The 21,781-nt window shown below is 60.9% G+C and carries 20 protein-coding genes; 8 read left to right on the plus strand and 12 right to left on the minus strand.

The window, feature by feature from the left end; genetic code table 11:
* Positions 1-38: 38 nt before the first annotated feature.
* Both FH975_RS04690 and trpS read right to left on the minus strand, forming a co-directional pair.
* Entirely contained in the window at positions 39-1,163 is a 1,125-nt protein-coding gene (locus FH975_RS04690) for a YihY/virulence factor BrkB family protein (RefSeq protein WP_162320295.1), read from the minus strand.
* Positions 1,164-1,168: 5 nt separating this feature from the next.
* On the minus strand, positions 1,169-2,236 hold the full coding sequence (gene trpS, locus FH975_RS04695) for a tryptophan--tRNA ligase (RefSeq protein ID WP_407938612.1): 1,068 nt from the start codon (positions 2,234-2,236) through the stop codon (positions 1,169-1,171).
* 195 nt (positions 2,237-2,431) lie between these two features.
* Here trpS and FH975_RS04700 point away from each other — a divergent pair, with 195 nt between their 5' ends.
* A complete protein-coding gene (locus FH975_RS04700; protein ID WP_235928452.1) occupies positions 2,432-3,268 on the plus strand; it encodes a hypothetical protein in 837 nt (278 codons plus the stop codon).
* 33 nt (positions 3,269-3,301) lie between these two features.
* Here the strand turns inward: FH975_RS04700 and menC are convergent, their stop codons facing one another.
* From menC to FH975_RS04720, 4 genes are all read right to left on the minus strand, one after another.
* Positions 3,302-4,414: an o-succinylbenzoate synthase gene (menC, locus tag FH975_RS04705; RefSeq protein WP_162320297.1), complete on the minus strand. Its 1,113-nt coding sequence runs from the start codon at positions 4,412-4,414 to the stop codon at positions 3,302-3,304.
* 5 nt (positions 4,415-4,419) lie between these two features.
* Complete coding sequence (locus FH975_RS04710) at positions 4,420-4,698, minus strand: Lrp/AsnC ligand binding domain-containing protein (protein WP_162320298.1); 279 nt, start codon at positions 4,696-4,698, stop codon at positions 4,420-4,422.
* A gap of 158 nt (positions 4,699-4,856) precedes the next feature.
* On the minus strand, positions 4,857-5,744 hold the full coding sequence (locus FH975_RS04715; protein WP_328821783.1) for an exodeoxyribonuclease III: 888 nt from the start codon (positions 5,742-5,744) through the stop codon (positions 4,857-4,859).
* 90 nt (positions 5,745-5,834) lie between these two features.
* The gene (locus FH975_RS04720; protein WP_202923024.1) at positions 5,835-6,401 is read right to left on the minus strand and encodes a hypothetical protein; all 567 of its coding nucleotides are present in this window, start codon (positions 6,399-6,401) and stop codon (positions 5,835-5,837) included.
* Positions 6,402-6,470: 69 nt separating this feature from the next.
* Between FH975_RS04720 and FH975_RS04725 the strand changes: the two genes are divergently transcribed.
* Positions 6,471-6,809 (plus strand): hypothetical protein, encoded by a 339-nt coding sequence (locus tag FH975_RS04725; protein WP_162320299.1) that lies wholly within the window; start codon positions 6,471-6,473, stop codon positions 6,807-6,809.
* Here the strand turns inward: FH975_RS04725 and FH975_RS04730 are convergent.
* From FH975_RS04730 to FH975_RS04745, 4 genes are all read right to left on the minus strand, one after another.
* Entirely contained in the window at positions 6,802-8,274 is a 1,473-nt protein-coding gene (locus FH975_RS04730) for an MFS transporter (protein WP_162320300.1), read from the minus strand. The genes FH975_RS04725 and FH975_RS04730 overlap by 8 nt on opposite strands.
* Before the next feature lie 81 nt (positions 8,275-8,355).
* Positions 8,356-8,982, minus strand: a complete 627-nt coding sequence (locus tag FH975_RS04735) for a hypothetical protein (RefSeq protein ID WP_162320301.1) — start codon at positions 8,980-8,982, stop codon at positions 8,356-8,358.
* A 63-nt stretch (positions 8,983-9,045) separates the two neighbouring features.
* Entirely contained in the window at positions 9,046-10,329 is a 1,284-nt protein-coding gene (locus FH975_RS04740; protein WP_162320302.1) for an ABC transporter permease, read from the minus strand.
* Positions 10,326-11,120, minus strand: coding sequence for an ABC transporter ATP-binding protein (locus FH975_RS04745; RefSeq protein ID WP_162320618.1), 795 nt, complete (start codon positions 11,118-11,120; stop codon positions 10,326-10,328). The genes FH975_RS04740 and FH975_RS04745 overlap by 4 nt, the downstream gene beginning before the upstream one ends.
* Positions 11,121-11,307: 187 nt before the next feature.
* On the opposite strand from FH975_RS04745, the gene FH975_RS04750 reads away from it, so the two are divergent.
* Positions 11,308-12,315, plus strand: a complete 1,008-nt coding sequence (locus FH975_RS04750; RefSeq protein WP_162320303.1) for an ABC transporter ATP-binding protein — start codon at positions 11,308-11,310, stop codon at positions 12,313-12,315.
* Positions 12,308-14,107, plus strand: coding sequence for an ABC transporter permease (locus FH975_RS04755; protein ID WP_235928455.1), 1,800 nt, complete (start codon positions 12,308-12,310; stop codon positions 14,105-14,107). The genes FH975_RS04750 and FH975_RS04755 overlap by 8 nt, the downstream gene beginning before the upstream one ends.
* A gap of 141 nt (positions 14,108-14,248) precedes the next feature.
* On the opposite strand, the gene FH975_RS04760 is transcribed toward FH975_RS04755, so the two are convergent.
* Complete coding sequence (locus tag FH975_RS04760) at positions 14,249-15,412, minus strand: serine hydrolase (RefSeq protein ID WP_162320304.1); 1,164 nt, start codon at positions 15,410-15,412, stop codon at positions 14,249-14,251.
* A 111-nt stretch (positions 15,413-15,523) separates the two neighbouring features.
* Here FH975_RS04760 and glyA point away from each other — a divergent pair, with 111 nt between their 5' ends.
* The 4 genes from glyA (at position 15,524) to FH975_RS04780 (ending at position 19,307) form a co-directional block, all read left to right on the plus strand.
* Positions 15,524-16,795: a serine hydroxymethyltransferase gene (gene glyA / locus FH975_RS04765; RefSeq protein ID WP_162320305.1), complete on the plus strand. Its 1,272-nt coding sequence runs from the start codon at positions 15,524-15,526 to the stop codon at positions 16,793-16,795.
* Between the two features lie 11 nt (positions 16,796-16,806).
* Positions 16,807-17,694 carry a bifunctional methylenetetrahydrofolate dehydrogenase/methenyltetrahydrofolate cyclohydrolase gene (locus FH975_RS04770; protein WP_162320620.1) on the plus strand — a complete coding sequence of 296 codons (888 nt, stop codon included), beginning with the start codon at positions 16,807-16,809 and terminating at the stop codon, positions 17,692-17,694.
* Between the two features lie 13 nt (positions 17,695-17,707).
* Positions 17,708-18,745 carry an LLM class flavin-dependent oxidoreductase gene (locus FH975_RS04775; RefSeq protein ID WP_202923025.1) on the plus strand — a complete coding sequence of 346 codons (1,038 nt, stop codon included), beginning with the start codon at positions 17,708-17,710 and terminating at the stop codon, positions 18,743-18,745.
* A gap of 358 nt (positions 18,746-19,103) precedes the next feature.
* Positions 19,104-19,307: a hypothetical protein gene (locus FH975_RS04780; protein WP_162320306.1), complete on the plus strand. Its 204-nt coding sequence runs from the start codon at positions 19,104-19,106 to the stop codon at positions 19,305-19,307.
* A gap of 142 nt (positions 19,308-19,449) precedes the next feature.
* On the opposite strand, the gene katG is transcribed toward FH975_RS04780, so the two are convergent.
* Positions 19,450-21,720, minus strand: coding sequence for a catalase/peroxidase HPI (gene katG, locus FH975_RS04785; protein ID WP_162320307.1), 2,271 nt, complete (start codon positions 21,718-21,720; stop codon positions 19,450-19,452).
* Positions 21,721-21,781 lie beyond the last annotated feature (61 nt).

Consider the following 21,781-nt stretch of genomic DNA (forward strand, 5'->3'; position numbering starts at 1 on the left):
TGCGCAGTAGGCCCCCTCTCCGTCGTTAAAGGCGGTCCTCAGCTTCGATCAGCCTGGTCCGATGCCGCGATGGCCCCCCAGCTGGCCGCAAAGAGGTACACCAGGCCGAAGAGGAAGAAGTAGAAGAATACTCCCAGGACCGTACCGAAGGTGTTCAGCAGCGGGTTCGGACTGTCGACAAAGTTCTGCAGGAGCTGACTGGAGCCCAAACGCAGCAGCGACGCCCCGACTCCTGCAATGAGAGCCGACTGCCACAGTGCCGCGACCGGCATCACCAAGCGGGAGGCGACGCGCATCAGGATGACCGCGATCATCATGTCCAGGAGGAACGATATGCTGAAGGACACCAGCTGCAGGACAACCTCAGTCCCACCTCCGGAGGACCACCCGAGAAATGCCACCGCCTGTGTGATCAGGCCGTGGCTGAGAAGTCCCAGCACTGCCGAAGCAATTGCGACCACACCCAGGACGATGAGCATTCCAAAGTCCTTGAGCTTGACGAAAATGACATTTTCAGCCATCAGTGGCCGCTCCCAGATACTGCGTATGCCAGCCCTCAGGCCGTGCAGCCAACTCAAGGAGGTCACCAGTGCCACGGCGACCGCGATCGCCAGGGATGCGTTGAGCCCTTCAGGGTTGAACAGACCGCGAGCCTGGGTCTCCGTGATGAGCCCACCCTCACTGATGACGCCAGGGACAGCCTCTTGGACACTGTCGATGATGAACTCCTGATATTCAGGGTTTCCACCAATGACAATGCCAGCCACTGAGAACCCCGCCCACAGCATGGCGGTCACGGAGAAGAACATCATGTAGGCGGCTCCGGCCGCCATCACAGTTCCGTAGTGGAAGAAGAAGAGATTCAGGGACCGCACCACACGCGTCCTGTTGACCCGGGTAAGGCCCCACTCGAGCAGCGGAAGGAATCTGGCAGTCCCTTCCTGTCCTTCACGCTTGGCGCGACCATAGGCCATGCGGGCCTGCAGCTCTTCACGCCTCAGGAGGTCGTGGTCCAGGGGATTGTTCCGGGCCCTCACCTCGTGACGGTCGTCGAGTTTCTCCACGCGCGCTCTGGCCGCATCAAAGATAGCGCCTGTGTTCCCGCGCTGGTGCCCACGCAGTGCTGCTTGGTTCTGCGGCCGAAGACGGGAGCTGCGGGGCATCAGAGTTATACCGGAACAGCAGGCAGGAAGCCCACTTTGTCGTAGACCTCAGCCAGTGTCTCTGCCGCAGTCTGCCGCGCCTTTGCCGCGCCTTTGGCGAGCAGGGCGTCCAGCTCTCCGGGATCCGCGAGCAGTTCCTGTGTTCGGTCACGGACCGGTCCGATGGTGGCTACGACCACCTCAGCCAGATCCACTTTGAGGTGCCCGTACATCTTCCCCTGGTACTGACTGACCAGCTCTGAGATGGTCTTTCCGGTCACGGCGGAGTAGATGCTCAGCAGATTGGAGACTCCCGGCTTGGCCTCTCGATCGAAACGAATTTCAGTGCCATCGTCAGTGACAGCCGACTTGATCTTCTTCGCGATCTTTTTATCCGTGTCATTAATGTTGAGAAGTCCGTTAGGAGACGATGCCGATTTGGACATCTTCACACGAGGTTCTTGGAGATCATAGATCCGTGCTCCCACTTCAGGAATGAAGGGTTCGGGCACTCGGAACGTCTCACCGAAGCGGTGGTTGAAGCGCTGGGCGAGATTCCGGGTCAGCTCCACATGCTGCTTCTGATCATCACCTACCGGAACGCCATCAGGCTGATAGAGCAGGATATCGGCAGCCATGAGCATCGGGTAGCTCAGCAGACCGACGGAGGCAGCGTCGGTTCCCTGCTTGGCTGACTTGTCCTTGAACTGCGTCATTCGTGCTGCCTCGCCCATGCCTGTGATGCAGGTCAGGACCCAGGCGAGCTGCGCGTGTTCCGGCACGTGAGACTGCACGAACAGCGTCGCCCGGTCAGGATCGATTCCTCCGGCGATGAACTGAGCTGCAGTGTTCCGGGTCCGCTCGCGCAGGAACTGTGGATCGTGCGGCACGGTGATGCCATGCAGGTCCGGAATGAAGAAGAAGGACTCGTACTGCTCCTGGGTCTTCACCCAATTGACCAGGGCCCCCACATAGTTCCCCAGGTGCAGTGACTCCCCCGATGGCTGCATCCCGGAAATCACACGGGCTCCCGCTTCAGGGGTCTTCCGGGTGGTGCCCTGCTGCTCGAAAGTTGAGGTGGCGTCGTCGGTCACGAAGGGTCCTTGTCCTGTTCAGTTCGGGGCGAGTCTGCGGTCATTCTATGGCCCTGGAGAAAACCACCAAAGTTCTAGGGCTGCGCCTGGACGCGCATGACTCTGAATGCCAGCTGGGTTCGCGCTAGAGTTGCACCGAACCAACAGTGTGTTGGGTACATAAGCCCCTGAGGGTTTGATACATATGCAGGAGGAATGGTGACTTCATTGTATTCAGTTGCGCGGCGGCCTGGCAGGACCGCAGGTGTGGGTATCGCAACAGCAGGGCTGCTGGTCCTGACCGGTTGTGGGGACGAGGATCCACCCCCGCTGGAGGATCTCGCCGAAGACATTCTGGAATCAGTTGAACAGGCGGAGTCCTTCACTGTGCTCAGCGACGGGGACTGGGATGCGGCCTTCGCCTCTGACCCGATGCTTGACGATATGGACGTGGACGAAGACGACCAAGAAGTCCTCGTGCACTTCACCGATGGTGGGGATCGCGTCTTCATGCAGGCCCATGTGTTGGACGTGGAGTGGGACATGTTGTTCCTGCGCTCCGAAGGTGTTGCCTATATGCCGGTCTCGGCGTTCGTTGACCTCATGGAGCTCGGCGCAGAGGCTGAAGGCGATGACATCAACTCGTTCATCGACGCAGAGGGCTTCCGCGAAGAGGCCGGCGACCGTTGGCTGATCATCGAGGACATTCCCGAATCGGAGATGGAAGAGCTGGAGATCGACGGCCTGCTGAACGAGTACGGGTTCGACGACGCCCCCAGCCTGGCCGAGCAGTACTCCAGTGAAGGCGAACTGCAGGAGCGCGACGGCACCTCGGTGTGGGTCTACGACGGTGAAGATGAGGCCGAGCTTGTGGTCTTGGCAGACGCCGACGCGCCATACTTCGTGGAGCTGAGCTACTACGACGACGACGCCCACGTCACGGAGCGCTACTCCAATTGGAATGAAGCTCCGGAGACGGAGGAGCCTTCAGAAGACGACATCATGACCGAGCAAGAGCTGGAAGAGCTCCTGATGGGCCACATCGTCTTCTAGCAGCAGCGGGACCGACCCCGGAGGCTCGCTGTCTCAGCTCAGCTCGACAGTGGACTTCCGGGTCGTCAGCTCTTCCAGCATGGATGTTCTCACCTGATAGCCCAGACCCGGCGCAGTGGGCACCTCGATCTGGCCCTCATTCATGGTCACCTCAGGGGTGATGATGTCCTCTGACCAGTAGCGTGCCGAGGGCGCAGTGTCACCCGGAAGGGTGAACCCGGACAGGCTAGCAATCGCCACGTTATGCGCTCGACCGATGCCCGTTTCGAGCATGCCACCGCACCAGGTGTCCACACCGGAGTCACGGCAGAGCTTCTCAATCTTGAGGGCTTCCGCAATCCCGCCTACACGGCCGATCTTGATGTTGATGATCTCGCCAGAGCCAAGCTCCAGCGCTTTGCGTGCGTCGTCAACGGAGTGGATGGACTCGTCAAGACATATGGGAGTCCTGATGGCCGCCTGCAGATGCCGGTGGTCCACGATATCGTCGTGCGCCAGCGGCTGTTCGATCATCATCAGGTTCAGGTCATCGAGCGCTGAGAAAAGTTCACGGTCTTCCAGGGTGTAGGCGGAGTTTGCATCCACCATGATCGCCTCATCGGGGAACTCCCGCCGGACTGCGCGCATCATGGACAGGTCCCGGCCGGGAGCAATCTTGATCTTGATGCGCCGGTACCCGGCATCCACAGCGTCCCCCACTGCCTCAATGAGCTCCGCATCAGAGGGTTTGATACCGATGCTCAGGCCGACGTCTACCCGGCTCTTGGTACCGCCGAAGGCTTGAGCTAGGGAGATTCCCTGCTGTTTGGCCCAGAGATCCCATACTGCACCTTCCAGTGAGGCCTTGGCCATGTTGTTGCGCTTAATCGGCCTCAGCAGCCGGCTGATGTCCTCCGGGTGCTCTACAGCGGTATTCGTCAGTCGGGGCACAATGTACTCGGCCAGGGCCACCTCACAGGTGCTGGTGGCTTCTTCTGAGTAGGTGGGTTCGGCACCCGCTACGCACTCTCCGTACCCGACTGTGCCGGCGTCGTCGTGGGCTTCCACGATCAGCAGGTCCCGGTGAGTCTGAGTTCCGAAGCTTGTCGTGAACGGGGTGAGCATCTCGATGGTCAGCCGGCGCACCGTAATAGATGTGAGAATCATCGCTGTCAGTCGCCCCCGAGGGCGAACCCGGCCTCCAAGTCCCGCTGCGAGTATGTGCGGAAGGCGACCATAGTTTCGGTGCTGATGATGGCCCCAGCTTTGGAGATCTTTCCCGGGACCAGTTCGCTGAGGTCCTCGAAGTTCTGCGTCTTTACGACTGCGACCAGGTCCCAGGCACCGGTGACCGAGTAGACCGCATCGACTTCCTCGATCGCCGCGATCTCCTGGGCGGTCTCTGGGATCTTCTGTGGATCAGTCTTGAACAGGGTAATCGCGGTGATCACTGTGCACTCCTTAGAGTCTCGGGGCTGGACGACCGTTTACGCACTGCTCGCCCTAGAGGCATCGACACATCTGGGCCGTTTCCCATCAGGGAGACCCATTTCATACTCTAAGGCACCGGCGCCCGGGACCCCCGCACAGTGTGAGAACCGCCGATCAGTCAGGGCAGTTTGTAATCCACAACGAGCGGAGCGTGGTCTGACCAGCGAAGCGAGTAGTCGGACGCGCGGTCTACCTGAGGGTTGGCAGCCCACTCCGCAAGCCCGGGGGTTGCCATGTGGTAGTCAATACGCCAGCCAGTGTCATTGTCGAAAGCTTTTCCGCGGTAGGACCACCAGGTGTACGGGCCGTCCACCTCGCCGGCGAGGGAACGAGCCACGTCAACGTAGCCGGCGTCACCGAAGAAGGTATCGAAGAATGCACGCTCCTCAGGCAGGAACCCGGAGTTCTTCACGTTGCCCTTCCAATTCTTGATGTCCAGCTCCGTATGGCCCACATTGAGGTCTCCCAGAACCAGCACATGATCGGAACGTTCAGCACGTTGCGGAAGGTAGTCCACCATGTCCTGCAGGAAGCGCATCTTATTTTCTTGTCGGACGGTTCCCACTTCTCCGGAGTGCACGTAGACGCTGACCACGGTGAGGGTACTTCCGTCGCCGAGCTCATAGTCAGCTTCGATCCAGCGGCCCTCGTCCTCTGGGTGCCCTTCACCGATTCTGGTGCGGGTGGCTACTGGGGGCCGTCGAGAGAGGATGGCCACTCCGGCCCTGCCCTTGTCCGCCGCCTCCTTCTCAAGAACATGCCATTCCGACTCCGGGTCCTCAGCCCCCGCTTGCTCAGCGAATTCGGTCGCCAGCTTGCTGAGGATATCTGGGGAGGCCCGGACCTCCTGCAAGGCCAAGATGTCCACCTCGCGGGAGGCCAACCATTCGCCCATGCCTTTGCGTGCGGCGGCCCGGATGCCATTGACGTTGACAGAGGCAATCCGGGTCACATCTGCCGGCTTGGGGTCCACAATTCGGTGCGGGTGCTCTGTGGGCTCGCTCACTGGGTCTCCTTTGTGGTTATCAGGCGGTTGTTGAGAGATGAGCCTCCTATAAGAGCCTGAAATCTCAACAAGGCAAGGGTGAAGAGCGCTCTAGCGCACGACGTCGCCTTCGATCGTTTCGCCTTGGCCGTCGTCGTGCTGGTCTCTGTTCTTGGTCTTCCGACCCACGTGCTCGGCGAGCATATCGCGGCCGTTGTGAGCGGTGATCTCGAGTGTTTCGAGCGCACGGTCCACCATCTCAGTGTCGGCCTCCTGGTCTTTGGCCAGCTCCTGTTGGATGACGCGGGTCTGAACCTGGACAATCTTGAAGGAGTGGTCCAACTTCAGGTGCCGGGTGTGGGTATCTTCATCCACCACGGCGGTGCCCCCGGAATTGGGCCCGCGCTGAGCTGCGACGTCCGCCCTGGCAGAGTCGACCGCTTGCCCGAACTTCTTGGCGCTGCGTGAGAACGCGGTCACCACCACAGTAGCCAGCAGCAGCCAGCCACCGGCGATCACCACCAGAATCCATCCGATGATGTCATTCTCATTGGCGGCGAAGATCAGCGCGACCAGCAGAACGGTGATCATCACCGCAAAGACGATGCTGGTGCCTCTGCGGCCTGCGTTGCGCAAAGCCTCGTGCGCTCTTTGGGGGGAGGGAAGAGAATTGCTCACAAAGGACTATTGTTCCAGACTGCGGGGATAAGATCGAAAGGCCCCGAAAGCAAACCTGAGGAGCGAGACGTGACAGAACTGCCGGAGACCATGACTGCTGATGCTGCTGATCGCACCACGTGGATGCGCCGCTACACCCTGGACCCCGCGCTGGCCGAGGAGTTTGTTGAGTTTCTCGCCAGAGACGTCTTTCCCGCCCGCGAGGGCCGCGGGTTCACTGTGGAGTCTGTCTGGTTGGACGACGATAAGTCCCAGCTGACCTGGTTTGTCTCCCGATTGGGCGATTCAGCAGAGTTCGCCGCAGCTGAGCGGGCGTGGGAGGAATCTGATGAGCGTGCTGAGATCTTTGCTGGCACGCCGAAGTACGTGACGGACAAAGATGTCCGTGAAGTTACCCGTCTTAGGTGACCGTGACGCCTCGCCCGATCTTGCTGTCGGCTGCGGCGCGCCGGGCCGCGCCCACTGCGGCGGCGACTGAGGTGAGCATTATTCCGGCAATCACCAAGGCAGCCACCAGGATGGCTGTCTGGTGGTCACTGCCGGAGAGAACCATGAAGTACACCGCCGTCACCACGGCCAGACCGATCGCTGTGACAACGCGTTGAGCGCTCTGCGCCACGCCTCCTGCAGCGCCGGCCATACTTTCAGGCACATCCTGCATGGAGAGCGTCTGGGCACTAGGAATGATCAGAGCCTGTGACAAGCCGTTGACCCCCAGGGCAAGCGCCACCCAGCCGATCGAGGCCCATTCGGTGCTCTGCAGCAGGGCCGCGCCGGCGAGCACGAGCATGGAGACGAACGCGGCAACGCTGCCGAGGACCAGCATCTGCGGCCCCACTCGCTCCACCCGGCGCCCCACCTGGGAGGCCAGCAGAATGACCATAGCCGCGCTGGGCAGCATGACGAGCCCCGCAGTCAGTGCCCCGAGACCCAAACCTTGCTGAATGTAGATGGCCACCACAGCCCAAATGCCTGGCATACCGGCAAAGTAGAGAATGATCACTGCGGAGTTCCAGGTGTAGCTGGGAAGCGTGAAGAGCTTGAGATTGACCATCGGCGCCTCCGGGTCACGCTCTCCTAGGCGCTTCTCCCACCAGAACCACACAAGCAGGAGCGCCACTCCGCAAACGCCCATCGCTACGCCCAGCAGATTCGCGAACTGGATAACGGGCAGCATGATGCAGACGATGCCCACGGACAACAACCCTGCCCCAAGCGGATCTAGTTTGAGCAGTCCGCGCAGAGCGCCAGCGGATGTGGCCTTTGCAGAGTCGCGGTCCTGGAACTTCGGCAGCCACAGAACAGCTGCGATCAGCGCAACTACCGTGACCGGGACGTTGAGCAGGAAGACCAGTCGCCAGCCTGTGTCAGCGGGTGCTGCGTCGATCAGTCCGCCGGCCAGCAGCGGACCGATCGCCACAGCGACTCCGATGACTGTGCTCATCAAGCCATAGGCACGGCCTCGTGCCTGGCCTGTGAAGAGCCGCTGAATCATCCCGATGATCTGCGGCACCAGCATCGCAGCGCCCAAACCTGCGGCGACGCGCATGGCGTTGAGGATAAAGGGATTCGGAGAGAATGCCGCCGCCAAAGAGGTGGCGGCGAAGACTGCTGTGCCAATCAGGAAGAAGCGTCTGCGGCCCCAGAGGTCTCCAGCTCTGCCGGCCGGGACAAGACCCACACCGAAGGCCAACGCGTACCCAGACAGCACCCACTGCAGGTCGGCTGAGGTGGCACCGAGCCCCTCTTCGATCGCTGGGAGCGCGACCATCACTAAGGAGATGCTCATGAGAGAGGCAAACAGGGGAAGCAGCAGGGCGATGAGAACGCGTACGCTCGGCGCTTCCTGGGAGCTCTGCTGTTCCTGACTCATTGAATGCACTCTATACCGATGGGGAGGGTCCGTTGCGAAAGGCAACGAAATCCTCCCCATCGGGTAACTGCAGGCAAGGCCTCAGCGCTTGGCCTCCCGGAGGTACCGAGTCACATCTGGGCTGAATGCCAGAATCAGCCAGTAGATGTTCACGCCGACCCAGAGCAGGGTGACGACAATGGTGACGATATCGGTCGCACCACCGAAGGCGAACCCACCGAGACTGATCACTGCCCCGAGGATGGCAAAGATGATGCCCACGATCCTGGCCCAGTTCTTGTTGGCCCGCAGACCGAAGTAGACCAACAGGTAGAGGGCGAGACCAATCAGAGCGATTGCCACGCCGACACCGACGACGGCGTCGACATAGGTTTCGATCTGGCCTCGGTCTACAGTCTGGCCCGTGGCCGACATCTGCTGTTCGATCTCATCGATCATCTCGTTGCGGTACTCAGAGGAGCTCATCATGACAAAGCTGACCAGCTGGTTGATCACGAAGATCGCCAACGACACCAGAGTGAACATCTTGAGTTTGCGGAACTTATCCGGCTGCTCCAACGGACCCCCGTAGGCATTCGGGTCATACGCCTCAGTTCCGAACTTTGAGGGGTTGTGGCCCGCATAAGGATTTTCCCCTCCCGGCTGCGATGCACCGTGTTCCGAGGCGGGCCCCCACTGCGAGTGGTTGTCCTGGGGCGGGTTGCTCATTGTTCCTCCTCCTGTGTTGTTGTCACTGTCATTCTCCATTTATTCAGATCTGCTGCACAGCCGCTATTCGTACCGCAGAGCTTCGATCGGATCCTTCTTGGCCGCACGTGCTGCCGGCAGCGTGCCAGCCAAAAAGGCGATGATGATGATGAGCAGGAAGATACCGCCGATGGCCAGCGGATCAACCCCGAAGACGCTCAGCTCAGCGAATCCTCCCAGAGGCCCGTCTTCGGCCGTGAGGAATCCATCCGTGATGAAACCCGTGGCAAGGCCTAGACCGACGCCGACCACAGAGCCCATGATTCCGATCATCACCGCCTCCATCGAGAACAAGCTGAAGACTTTCGCCCGGGACATGCCCAGAGCCTTCATCAGACCGATTTCGCGAGTACGCTCCTGCACGCTCATCAGCAGAGTGTTGACAATGCCGAAGCTAGCCGCCAACAGGGCGATGAGGGCAAATCCGGACAAGATCCAGGTGATGGCGTCAATGACCGCCTCGAACATCGCTATCTGATCTTCAACGGTCAGGCCCCATAGCCCCTCTTCTGCGAGCGCTTCCTTGACGGCTTCCTCGTTCTGCTCAAGATTCTCGATCTCGGCGGCAGCCATGATGTAGGCCTCGGGCATCTGTCCTTCGAACCCCTCGGCGTTGATATCGGCAACCTCCTCAGCCAGTGCCACCGAAGGTATGGGGGTGAATCCCACTCCTGCCAAAGTGCCTTGGGTGACGCCGACGACTTCAGCTTCGATATCGCTGGTTTGGCCCACTGCGTTGGGCGCGGCCACGATGAGCGTTTCGCCCAGCACATCGTCTGGGTCGTCAGCGCCGTAGATTTCCAGCCAGTCCTCGGGAATGGTGATCTCCATGGCGGTGCGGTCCGGCGCGCCACCGGCAGCGAACTCGGCAAGAACGTCGTTGAGTGCGAAGTCGAATTGCGCCTGGTACTGGGTTCCATCCGGAGCCTCGACGTATTCGATCTGTGCCGCCACCTCAGTGTCGACCCCGACCACATAGTCCAAGCCCTCAATGGTTTCGACGTCGGACGCAGAGAGCATTCCCGTTCCGAATCCGGAGTCCATCTCCGCCCCGGCATCCGGATCGTATTCGGCTGGCCCGTCCTGTTCCTGGGCGTCAGCCTCGACCTGCGGAACAACGTAGATAGCGTCGTCTTCGCCGAAGCCTCCGAAGATGCGGTCGACGGTCTGGTTGATCCCTGCTCCAAGACCGGAGGTCAGGGTCAGGGTGAAGGCGCCAATGACGATCGCAATGACGGTCAGTGCGGTGCGCAGCTTCGAGCGGAGCGTATTGCTCAACGCCGATTTGGTGACATCCAGTGATTTCAACGTGCCGCTCCTTTGCCGAACGGGAGGATACGCCGGCGACGCCGTGACTCTGGCGCACCGTGCCCGGCAGTCACCGGAGCCTTATGGGAGGAGGAGGCCCGAACCCCCGTCTGCTCTTCGACAATTTCGCCATCCTGCATAATGAGTCGGCGCTGACACTTCGACGCCAGATCTTCATCATGAGTCACTACCACGAGGGTGATTCCATGGTTGCGCTGAAGGTTGAGCAGGATGTCTTCTACTGTCTCGCTGGTGGCACTGTCCAAGTTGCCGGTTGGTTCATCGGCGAAGAGGACCTCTGGGTTGTTGATGAGCGCACGAGCAATGCACACGCGCTGCTTCTGTCCGCCGGAGAGATCGGTGGCCTTGTTCTTGGCCTTGTCCGCCATTTCAAGTTGCTCCAGAGCATCCATGCCTCGCTTGTCCCGCTCTGACTTGGAGACGCCCCCTATCTTCAACGGCAGAGTGACATTCTCGAGAACCGTCTGGTTGGGATTGAGGAAGAACTGCTGGAAGACGAAGCCGAAGGTCTCATTGCGCAGCGCAGAGACCGTCTTGGGCTTAAGTTTGCTGACCGGCCGGCCGTCAAGGGCCACCACCCCAGAAGTCGGCTCATCGAGCAGGGCCAGCAAATGCATCAACGTGGACTTGCCCGATCCGGATTTTCCTACAATAGCCACCGATTCGCCCCGGTGGATTTCGAAGGTCAGGCCCTTGAGCGCGTGGAACTGCGCAGGGCCGCGGCCGTAGACCTTGACCAAATTCTCCGTCTCTAGAACGGGTGTGCTCATCATTGCCTCTCAATTGCTCTTCAGTGTTGGGATCAGTCTTCCGGATGAGAGGCGTCTGCGCATCGACCGTAAGGATGAAATGCAGCAGGAATGCTCCAGAGTTCCGGGGGCATCAAGTGCTTTTCTCGAGAACGCTGATGCCTAGCATGCTAGCAAATTAGTTAGTTCGGCGTGTAAACTATTTCGCATGTCCATTTCTTCTGCACTGGAGTCCAGTGTGCCCTCACAAACCACACCTGAACCAGCTATTCACGCCGTTGACCTGGTCAAGAAGTATGGAGACTTCACCGCCGTAGATGGCATCACCTTCAGCGTCTCCAAAGGTGAGTCATTCGGACTGCTGGGGCCCAACGGTGCCGGAAAGTCCACCACTATGCGGATGGTCGCCGCAGTTGCCGCACGCACCAGCGGCCAGATGCGGGTTGCCGGCCTGGACCCGGAACGTCAGGGCCCAGAGGTCCGTGCCCGGCTCGGTGTTATCCCCCAGCAGGACAACCTGGACGAGGAACTCACCGTCCGGGAGAACATCATCATGTACGGCCGCTACTTCGGCCTGCCACGTCGCTATTTGGCGGCTAAGGCGGATGAGCTGCTGGAATTCGCCCAGCTCAGTCATAAGTCTAACTCCCGAGTGGAAGACCTCTCAGGTGGCATGAAGCGCCGGCTGACGATTGCCCGCGCCCTGGTGAACGAGCCTGAGGTTCTGCTGCTGGATGAGCCCACCACTGGTTTGGACCCGCAGGCTCGGCATGTGCTGTGGGATAGGCTCTTCCGGCTCAAGGAATCCGGCACAACCCTGGTGCTGACAACTCACCACATGGACGAGGCTGAACAGCTCTGCGACCGACTCGTCGTGGTCGATCACGGCACCATCATGGCCGAAGGCGCTCCGGCGGGACTCATTCGCGACCACTCCACCCGGGAGGTGCTGGAGCTGCGTTTCGGGACCGATCGCAACGCTGAGCAGGCAAAGACTCTCGAAGAGCTGCTCACCAACACAGACGCTGGGTCCGGCGACGTCGGCTTCAGCCACGTGGAGGTCCTTCCCGACAGGCTCATGGTCTACGCCGCGCAGGCCGAATCTGCCCTGGAGAAGATCCATGCCGCCGGCCACCATCCCATGACCTCACTGGTCCGCAGGTCCTCACTGGAAGATGTGTTCCTCCGGCTGACAGGACGGTCGCTCATTGACTGATACAACGACGACGCCGCAGGACTCTGTAGCCCGCCGCGCTGGCTCTCAGGCGGCTGATAAGGACGTGCTCAGCCGGCGCGTTCGCCGGTTCGGTGCGCTCTATCAGGCCGAGGCAACCCTGCGCTCGATGCGCGCCTACGGCGGCGTGATCCTCTTCTCCTCGACTTTCCAGCCGATCATGTACATCTTGGCGATGGGCCTGGGGCTGGGGGTGCTCGTCGGGGCCGAGACGGACTTCTCCGCCTACGGCGCCGACTCTTACCTGATGTATATCGCTCCTGCCATTCTCGCCTCCACGGTCGCCATGACCGCCGGGATAGAGTTCACCTTTCCGGTGATGGAGGGTTTCAGGTGGCGACGCAAGTACTTCGGCGCCCAGGCGACTGCACTGTCCCCTCAACAGGTTGCCGCCGGGCATATTTTGGGTGTCTGCTGCCGGTTCGGAATTCACGCACTGATCTTCACCGGGGTGCTGTTCGCCTTCGGAGCGCTGAGCTCACCCGCTGCAATCCTGATGATCTTCTCGGCGGTGCTCGGTGGCCTGGCTATGGGCCTGCCCATCATGGCCTATATCTCGACTCTGCGTGATGAGAAGGGTCATGCTGCAATGATCCAGCGGTTCGTGATTATGCCGCTGTTCCTGTTCTCCGGCACGTTCTATCCCCTGACCAATCTTCCGCAGTTTCTGCAGGTCATCGGGTGGATCTCTCCTATGTGGCACGCGAACGAACTCGGCCGCACCTTCGCCTTTGGACAGCCGACGCCATTGTGGTTGGTGTTGGTCCACGCCGGCTACTTGGTGACAGTGGTCGTCGTGGCATGGCTCGCCGTCCGCCATGTCTTCATCCGTCGTCTCGGCTATGAGGAGTGGCGTGGCCGAATCCCTGGCCTCAAGGCAGACCAGCGGCGGCAGACCAAGCAGGACGCCAAGGAAGCTCAGGGTGGGACCTACCAACGCAGCGAAGGTCGCCCGGAAGCGACTTTCCGTCGCGGCGTCGGTGCCAATTACTACTCCGGTAATATCCGTGCCGTGTTCAGCCGCGGTATGGCGGCTATTCGGAACAACCGCGGCATCATTTTCCTCTCCGGGTTCCTCGAGCCCGTGCTGTTTCTTACCAGCTTCGGACTGGGCGTCTCCCCCATGATCTCTGGGATTGAGGCTGAGCAGGCTGGGGTGGCCGGTCAGGACACCATCAGCTACGCGGCCTTCATCGCACCGGCGCTGCTGGCCGTTGCTGCCATGAACGGGGCTGTGTTCGACTCCACATGGAACGTGTTCTTCAAGCTGAAGATCACCAAGCTCTACCAAACTATGATGTCGACCTCGCTGGGTCCGGTGGACGTGGCAGTCGGGGAGATCTGCCTGGCCCTGTTCCGCGGCGGCATCTATGCCTTCGGTTTTCTCGGGGTCCTTCTTGCCACTGGCCTGGTAACTCCGCTTTCGGCCGTACTGATGTGGTTCACGGCGCTGTTCATCGCTCTAGGGTTCGCCTGCATCGGCATGGCAGCCACCAGCTTCATGAAACGCTTCCAGCAGATGGACTGGATGATGATGGTGCTCATTCCGATGTTCCTGTTCTCAGCGACGCTGTTCCCCATCAGCGTCTACCCAGTGGGAGTCCAAGCCGTCATCCAGGCACTTCCGCTGTGGCACGGTGTGGAGCTCATGCGTGACATTGCGTTCTGGGATTTCAGCTTGGTGACTCTCGTGCACATCGGCTACTACCTGGTGATGATCGGTATCGGCGGAGCGCTCGCGGCCTATCGCATGAAGGCTCTCTTCTTACGATAGATCGCTTACCTGGCGGGACTGTCACGAGCATTCAACTCACAGCGTCTCGGGATGTAGGAAATACTGCCTGGAGCGGCCCTCGTTCCCCACATCCCGAGACGCTCTGCCGCAGGGGCGCGACCGAACCTATGAGGGGTCGCCTCAGGAATCTTCGCGCTCACTGTCGGTGGAGGCAATCAGCGCGTCTACAGCAAGTGAGAAGAGTTCAGCGCGGTGATCAGCGATGTTCTCAGTATCATCGGTGCTCAGCATGAGCACCACAGTCCGCTCCGTACCGTCTTCGCTCTGCGCATGCCATGTGCCGGTCACCACTCCCGGCAGACCACCGCCCTTGAACGCCAAGCTGTCCCACCAGGCGTCTTCCACCTCGTCCACCAGTCCGGGATTTGCGGTGAGGATCTCCCCCACCTCCGGATGGTCTTCAGCTCGTGCGGCGAGGCCCTGGATCACAGCAGCTACATCCTCTGCCGTGGCATACCAATCGATCGCATCGTCGAGATCGTGCCGCGAGGTGTCTTCTGACGTAATCTCCAATTCCTGCTCGGCGACTTCATCCAGGACATCCAGCCGGGTGTCACCATCCATATCCGCCCAGTCCTGCCCAAGCTCAGGCACTCCCCAGCGCAGCTGAAACAATTCCCGCGTGCTGAGGAATGGGCGCAGCAGCTCCGGATCATGATGGCCGAACTCCTCAGCAGCTTCTTCCACCGCCTCGCGTCCGAGCAGGGCCATGAGCATATCGGTTCCGGTGTTGTCGCTGATCGAAACCATCCGATGCGCCACATCATAGACCGTCGTCGTATAACCATCGGCCTGGTCCTGCAGGGTGCCGGAGGGCAGGCTGCGCAGCTCGTCAGTAAGCTCCAGTTCGTCCATCCACTCGACATCCTCGGCGTCGACAGCCTCGACCAGGGCCGCCAACACGTACAGCTTGGACACCGAGGCCAGAGGCGCCGGTTCTCCGCGCCCCCACTGAAGGAGAACGTCCCCGTCCTCCACCACCAGCGCCTCCACCCTGCCCGGCAGCTCCTCCATCCGCTCAGCGATCTCTTCAAACCCTTCTGCGGACTCTTGCAGTTCCGTCTCCGAATCGGGTTCTGCGGCGGCGTCGTCCTCTTCCTGTTCTGCGGCCTCAGCGTCAGGGGCGTCAGAGTCAGCGGGATCAGAATTGGTGGGCTGATGACCGCCATCGAGGGCGATCTCCTGCTGACTGCGCTGGCCGGTTACGTCTTCCTCGGCACAGGCGGCGAGAACCAGCAGCATCGCAGCTGCGGCACCGAATCGCGGTATGAGGTGGCGGTCCACAACGGATGAGACTAGTCGGTGAAGCCCGACGGCGCCACGGGCAGAGGAGATAGACTAACCTGCGGCATCGCGCAGCACAGTTCACGGCACCACATCCGTAGGAGGACCCTTTTGTCTGACATCCAATCCGCCCCGCTCTCCGAGGTCGATCCTGAGATCGCTCAGGCGCTGGCTGACGAGCTTGGCCGTCAGCGCGGGACTCTGGAGATGATCGCTTCGGAGAACTTCGTACCCCGCGCCATCCTGGAAGCTCAAGGTTCCGTCCTGACCAATAAGTACGCCGAAGGATACCCCGGTCGCCGCTACTACGGCGGATGCGAGTTTGTGGATGTGGCCGAGAATCTGGCCATTGAGCGGGCCAAGGCGCTCTTCGGGGCTGATCACGCCAATGTCCAGCCCCACGCTGGTGCGCAGGCGAACGTGGCCGTGATGACCGCATTCCTCAAACCTGGCGACAAACTGATGGGCCTCTCATTGGCTCACGGCGGACACCTGACCCACGGTATGAAGCTCAACCACTCCGGAAAGTTCTACGAGATCGCCGCTTATGAGGTGGATCCGGAAACCGGACTGATCGACATGGAAAAGGTCCGCCAGATGGCCCTGGCGGAGAAGCCGGACATGATCGTCGCGGGCTGGTCGGCCTACCCGCGTGAACTGGACTTCGCCGCATTCCGCGAGATCGCTGATGAAGTCGGCGCCATCCTCTGGGTAGATATGGCGCACTTCGCCGGGCTGGTGGCCGCTGGCCTGCACCAGAACCCGATTCCTTACGCCGATGTGGTGACCACCACGGTGCACAAAACCCTTGCCGGACCGCGTTCCGGTCTGATCCTCTGCAAGGAGGAGCACAAGAAGAAGATCAACTCTGCGGTCTTCCCCGGCCAGCAGGGTGGGCCGCTGATGCATGTCATCGCCGCCAAGGCCATCGCCTTCAAGATCGCCGCCACTGAGCAGTTTGCCCAGCGCCAGGCACGCACTGTAGAGGGCGCCCGGATCATCGCAGAAAGGCTGGCCGCCGACGACGTCGCCGAAACCGGTGTTTCGGTGCTTACCGGAGGCACCGACGTGCACTTGATCCTGGTCGATCTGCGGAACTCTGAACTGGACGGTAAGCAGGCCGAAGACCTGCTTCACCAGGCCGGAATCACCGTCAACCGCAACGCGGTCCCTGACGACCCTCGACCACCGATGGTGACCTCAGGACTGCGGATCGGTACACCTGCCCTGGCGTCCCGCGGTTTCGGGGAAGCCGAGTTCAGGGAGACGGCTGACATTATTGCCGAAACGCTGAAACCCGGGGCTGATATCGATGCGCTGAGCGCACGGGTGGCTAAGCTGGCCGGCGACTTCCCGCTCTACGAAGGCCTTGAGGATTGGTGACCCGTACTTCTATGACTGCTCAGCTGCTCGACGGCCGCGCCACGGCTAAGGCCATCAAGTCCGATCTCACCGAACGTGTCAGCGCCCTGAAAGCACGGGGAATCACCCCCGGACTGGGGACTGTCTTGGTCGGTTCGGATCCGGCAAGTGAGTCCTATGTGGCGGGTAAGCACCGGGACTGTCAGCAAGTGGGGATTGAGTCCATCCAAGTGACGCTTCCTGAGACCATCAGCGAGACGGATCTCCTCGCGGAGCTGGATCGGCTCAACAACGACGACGCCTGCACCGGCTACATCGTGCAGCTCCCCCTGCCCAAGCACCTGGATCAGCAGAAGGTCCTCGAGGCCATCTCCCCGGATAAGGATGCTGATGGCCTGCATCCCATGAATTTGGGGCGTCTCGTAGCTGGAGTCAATGAGGATCTGACTTCTCCCCTGCCGTGCACCCCGAAAGGGTGTGTGGACTTGCTGGCGCACTACGGAATCGACCTGGCGGGTAAGCATGTGGTGGTGGTGGGGCGTGGCGTGACGATCGGGCGGCCGATTGGACTGCTGCTGACCCGGCGCGCCGTCAACGCCACAGTGACGCTCTGTCATACCGGCACCCAGGATCTCCCGCGGCACTTGCGCGAAGCAGACGTCGTAGTGGCGGCGGCAGGCGTCAAACACATGATTGATCCGGCTGATCTAAAAGACGGCGTAATCGCCCTGGATGTCGGGGTGACCCGTGAGGTGGGCTCCGAGACTGGCAAGGCCAGAATCTACGGAGACCTCGCTCCTGGGATCGAATCGCGAGCGAGCTGGTACTCCCCTAACCCCGGCGGTGTCGGGCCGATGACTAGGGTAGAGCTGCTGCAGAACGTTGTCCAGAGCGCGGAACTCCAGTCCGCGAAGGAATGAGTGGGCGGGCAGAATGGTTGCCCAGACTGTGAAGAAAATCGGCTTTCTGTCCTTTGGACACTGGACCCCCTCCCCGCACTCCCATACTCAATCGAGCCAGGATGCGCTGCTGCAGAGCATTGACTTGGCCGTAGCTGCAGAGGAGTTGGGGGCCGACGGCGCCTACTTCCGTGTCCATCACTTTGCACGGCAGCTTGCCAGTCCATTTCCGCTGCTGGCCGCCGTGGGGGCGAAGACCCAGCGAATCGACATCGGCACCGGAATCATCGACATGCGCTATGAGAACCCTGCGTACTTCGCCGAGGACGCCGGCGCAGCCGATCTGATCGCCGAGGGTCGACTCCAACTCGGAATTTCCCGCGGCTCTCCAGAACAGGTGATCGAGGGCTACCGCTACTTCGGCTACAAGCCCGCAGAAGGGGAAACTGATGCTGATATGGGCCGCAGGCACGCCGAGGTGGCGCTCAGAATGCTTGAAGGTGAAGGGTTCGCTGAGCCCAATCCGCGCCCGATGTTCCCCAACCCGCCCGGACTGCTGCGCCTAGAACCTCACTCAGAGGGCCTGCGTCAGCGCATCTGGTGGGGTGCAGGCTCAAATGCGACAGCCGAATGGGCCGCACAAAAGGGCATGAATCTGATGAGTTCCACCTTGAAGGACGACGAATCCGGCGAGCCACTGCACGTCCAGCAGCGGAAGCAGATCCGGGCGTTCAGAGATGAATGGGCCCGACACGACCACGGCTTCGACCCCCGAGTCTCCGTCAGCCGCTCAATCATCCCCATCGTCTCCGACCAGGACCGTGCCTATTTCATTGGGCAGCGCGACAGCCAGGACAAGTTCGGCCACATCGACGAAAATACTCGGGCGGTCTTCGGCCGCAGCTACACAGCAGAGCCCGATGATCTGGTCCAGCAGCTGGCCGAGGATGAGGCCATTCGCGAAGCCGACACTGTCCTGGTCACAGTGCCCAATCAACTCGGAGTCGACTACAACGCCCATGTGCTGAGCAGCATCCTCGAACACGTCGCCAAGCCTCTGGGTTGGCGCTGACGTCTCACTGCCAGCGTTCATCCCTGAGGGTGATGCCACGACACTGATGGGCCCAGATCTGGCCTATGTGATCAACCACGGCGAACCCGGGGGCTTGCAGCAGACCAACCCTGGGACGCGGCGAATCAGCTGGACAGAGCCTTAGCGAATGGCCCTGTGGTGCACGTTACCTGGACACTTCCCTAGAGTCTCCCCATAGTTTTCCCAAAAACCCCCATTTTGGCTTCCGTTGGGGCGGGGTATGTGGTCATGATGGAGTCAGTTCACCCAGGGATGCAGAAACCGCAGACCGGGTGCAAGGCGGAAAGCCCGCCCAGCATCCATAGCGATGCAGTTTATTTACGGAGGTAACAGGCTTATGGCTACCACCGATAACAAGCTTCGTTCAATCGCAGCAGTCCTCGGAATCGGCTCCCTGGCTCTCGTCGGCGTTTCCGCCTGCGATGACAACGGTGCCGCAGATGACACCGAGGACACCGGCGTCGAGAACGGCGACGACGGCGTCGAGGACGATGGCATGGAAGATGACGGCATGGAAGAAGAGGAAGAGGGCGACCTCTGATTCTCGACTTCTAGTCGTTGAAAGGTCCCCGCGGGTTTCCCGCGGGGACCTTTCCGTTAACCAGCCACCCCAAGATACCGCGGATGATAAAGAGGCCCCCGTGGGAGTGACTCCCACGGGGGCCTCTTCTGGCTAGTGCGCTCTAAGCTGCTGTCTTAGCGGCCGGCGTGCGCAGGTCGAAGCGGTCAAGCTCCGTAACTCTCGCCCAGGCTCGAACGAAGTCCTTGACGAACTTCTCCTGAGCGTCATCAGCTGCGTAGACCTCAGCGACTGCTCGCAGCTCCGAATTCGACCCGAAGACCAAGTCGACACGGGTTCCGCGACCGAATACGTCACCGGTGGAGTCATATGTGGCCTGGAATACTTTCCTGTCTGAATCCAGAGCCTTCCACGTCTTACCAAGGTCAAGCAGGTTGACGAAGAAGTCATTGCTCAGCACCCCGACGCGGTCGGTGAATACTCCGTAGTCTGACCCATCCCAGTTGGCTCCGAGAACCCTGAGGCCACCGACCAGCACTGTCATCTCTGGTGCGGAGAGGGAGAGCAGGTTGGCCTTGTCGACCAAGGCATGTTCTGCGGGCAGCGAGTTGTCTGGTCCCACATAGTTGCGGAAACCATCGGTCACCGGCTCCAAGTAGGCGAATGACTCTTCATCGGTCTGCTCCGGTGTGGCGTCCACTCGACCGGGGTTGAAGGGCACTTCGGCCGCAACGCCTGCATCAGCGGCTGCCTTTTCAACAGCAGCGTTGCCAGCCAGCACTATCAGGTCTGCCAAGGAGACCCGCTTGGTTGACGACTCGGCGTTCCCATTGAAGGAGGCCTGAATGTCTTCCAGAGTGCTGAGGACTTTTGCCAGCTGCTGGGGATTGTTGACTTCCCAGTCCTTCTGAGGTGCCAGGCGAACTCGTGCGCCATTGGCACCGCCTCGCTTATCGCCATGGCGGAACGTGGATGCCGAAGCCCATGCGGTGGAGACGAGCTCTGAGACGCTCAGTCCCGAGTCCAGGATCTGCTGCTTCAGCGCCGCTGCGTCCTGGGGGTCAATCAGGTCGTGATCGACCTCGGGAAGCGGATCCTGCCAGAGGAAGTCCTCATCGGGCACTTCGGGACCGAGGTACCGAGCCTTGGGTCCCATGTCCCGGTGAGTGAGCTTGAACCATGCGCGAGCGAAGGCTTCATGGAACTCCGCCGGGTTCTGGTGGAACCGACGGGAGATCTTGTCATACTCGGGGTCGAAGCGCATGGAGAGATCAGTGGTGAGCATGCGGGGTTCGCGCTTGCCATCACTGTGAGCCTCAGGGACTGTGCCTGCGCCCTCGCCATTGGTGGGCCGCCACTGCCAGGCGCCGCCCGGACCCTTGTACACCTCCCACTCATATCCGTAGAGGACATCGAAGTACTCGTTGTCCCAGCGCGTGGGGTTATATGTCCACGTCACCTCCAGTCCAGAGGTGATTTGGTCATCCCCCTTGCCCGTTCCGTTGGCGTTCTTCCACCCCAGACCCTGCAGGTCTACGTCGGCGCCCTCCGGGTCGGGCCCCAGGTGATCGTCGGTGTTGGCCCCATGAGCTTTGCCGAAGGTGTGACCGCCGGCGTTGAGCGCCACTGTCTCCTCGTCGTTCATGCCCATGCGTGCGAAAGTGACCCGGATGTCGTGTGCTGCTTTGACGGGATCTGGCTCGCCTTCCGGGCCCTCTGGATTGACGTAGATCAGACCCAGGTGCGTGGCTCCGAGTGGCTTGTCCAGGTCGCGCTCGTCACCCTTGGCGAAGCGCTTCTCACTGCCGAGCCACTCTTCTTCGGCTCCCCAGTAGACATCATCCTCTGGCTCCCACACATCGGCGCGCCCGCCGGCGAAGCCATAGGTCTGCATTCCCATGGACTCAAGCGCCACGTTGCCTGCCAGGATCATCAAGTCGGCCCACGAGAGTCGACGGCCGTATTTTTTCTTAACGGGCCAAAGGACCCGACGCGCCTTGTCCAACCCGACGTTGTCCGGCCAAGAGTTCAGTGGGGCGAACCGCTGCTGGCCTGTTCCGCCGCCGCCGCGACCGTCGACTGCTCGGTAGGTGCCGGCGGAGTGCCAGGCCATCCGGATGATGAGGGGCCCGTAGTGGCCGAAGTCCGCTGGCCACCAGTCCTGCGATGTGGTGAGCGTCTCTTCAATGTCCTTCTTCACCGTGTCGAGGTCGAGTGTGAGGAATTCTCGTGCGTAGTCGAAATCCTCACCGCCGAAGGGATCGGCGACGGCTGGGTTCTTCGCCAGCACCTTCAGATTCAGCTGGTGCGGCCACCAGTATCGATTCCCTCCTCCCATTGTGGGGTGGGCAGGGCCCGACGGCGCTTCAGCGGTGGGAACGGCCCCTGAACCGTCATTGTGTGCCACGGGACAGCCGTTGGTCTGTTCGGTCATATGTTTCCTCTCTTGGGTGGTGATGACTCTTGGGTGGACAGTGGGATCGGCCGTGTCCTCG

It is taken from the genome of Nesterenkonia haasae, from assembly GCF_010119385.1.
Lineage (GTDB): Bacteria > Actinomycetota > Actinomycetes > Actinomycetales > Micrococcaceae > Nesterenkonia > Nesterenkonia haasae.

Excerpts from the sequence above, each read along its gene's own strand:
- FH975_RS04775 (WP_202923025.1), top strand. The coding sequence starts at position 17,708 with ATGGTTGCCCAGACTGTGAAGAAAATCGGCTTTCTGTCCTTTGGACAC.
- FH975_RS04700 (WP_235928452.1), top strand. The coding sequence starts at position 2,432 with ATGGTGACTTCATTGTATTCAGTTGCGCGGCGGCCTGGCAGGACCGCA.
- FH975_RS04730 (WP_162320300.1), bottom strand. The coding sequence starts at position 8,274 with ATGAGTCAGGAACAGCAGAGCTCCCAGGAAGCGCCGAGCGTACGCGTT.
- katG (WP_162320307.1), bottom strand. The coding sequence starts at position 21,720 with ATGACCGAACAGACCAACGGCTGTCCCGTGGCACACAATGACGGTTCA.
- FH975_RS04770 (WP_162320620.1), top strand. The coding sequence starts at position 16,807 with ATGACTGCTCAGCTGCTCGACGGCCGCGCCACGGCTAAGGCCATCAAG.
- FH975_RS04780 (WP_162320306.1), top strand. The coding sequence starts at position 19,104 with ATGGCTACCACCGATAACAAGCTTCGTTCAATCGCAGCAGTCCTCGGA.
- menC (WP_162320297.1), bottom strand. The coding sequence starts at position 4,414 with ATGATTCTCACATCTATTACGGTGCGCCGGCTGACCATCGAGATGCTC.
- FH975_RS04745 (WP_162320618.1), bottom strand. The coding sequence starts at position 11,120 with ATGAGCACACCCGTTCTAGAGACGGAGAATTTGGTCAAGGTCTACGGC.
- FH975_RS04690 (WP_162320295.1), bottom strand. The coding sequence starts at position 1,163 with ATGCCCCGCAGCTCCCGTCTTCGGCCGCAGAACCAAGCAGCACTGCGT.
- FH975_RS04750 (WP_162320303.1), top strand. The coding sequence starts at position 11,308 with ATGTCCATTTCTTCTGCACTGGAGTCCAGTGTGCCCTCACAAACCACA.
- FH975_RS04735 (WP_162320301.1), bottom strand. The coding sequence starts at position 8,982 with ATGAGCAACCCGCCCCAGGACAACCACTCGCAGTGGGGGCCCGCCTCG.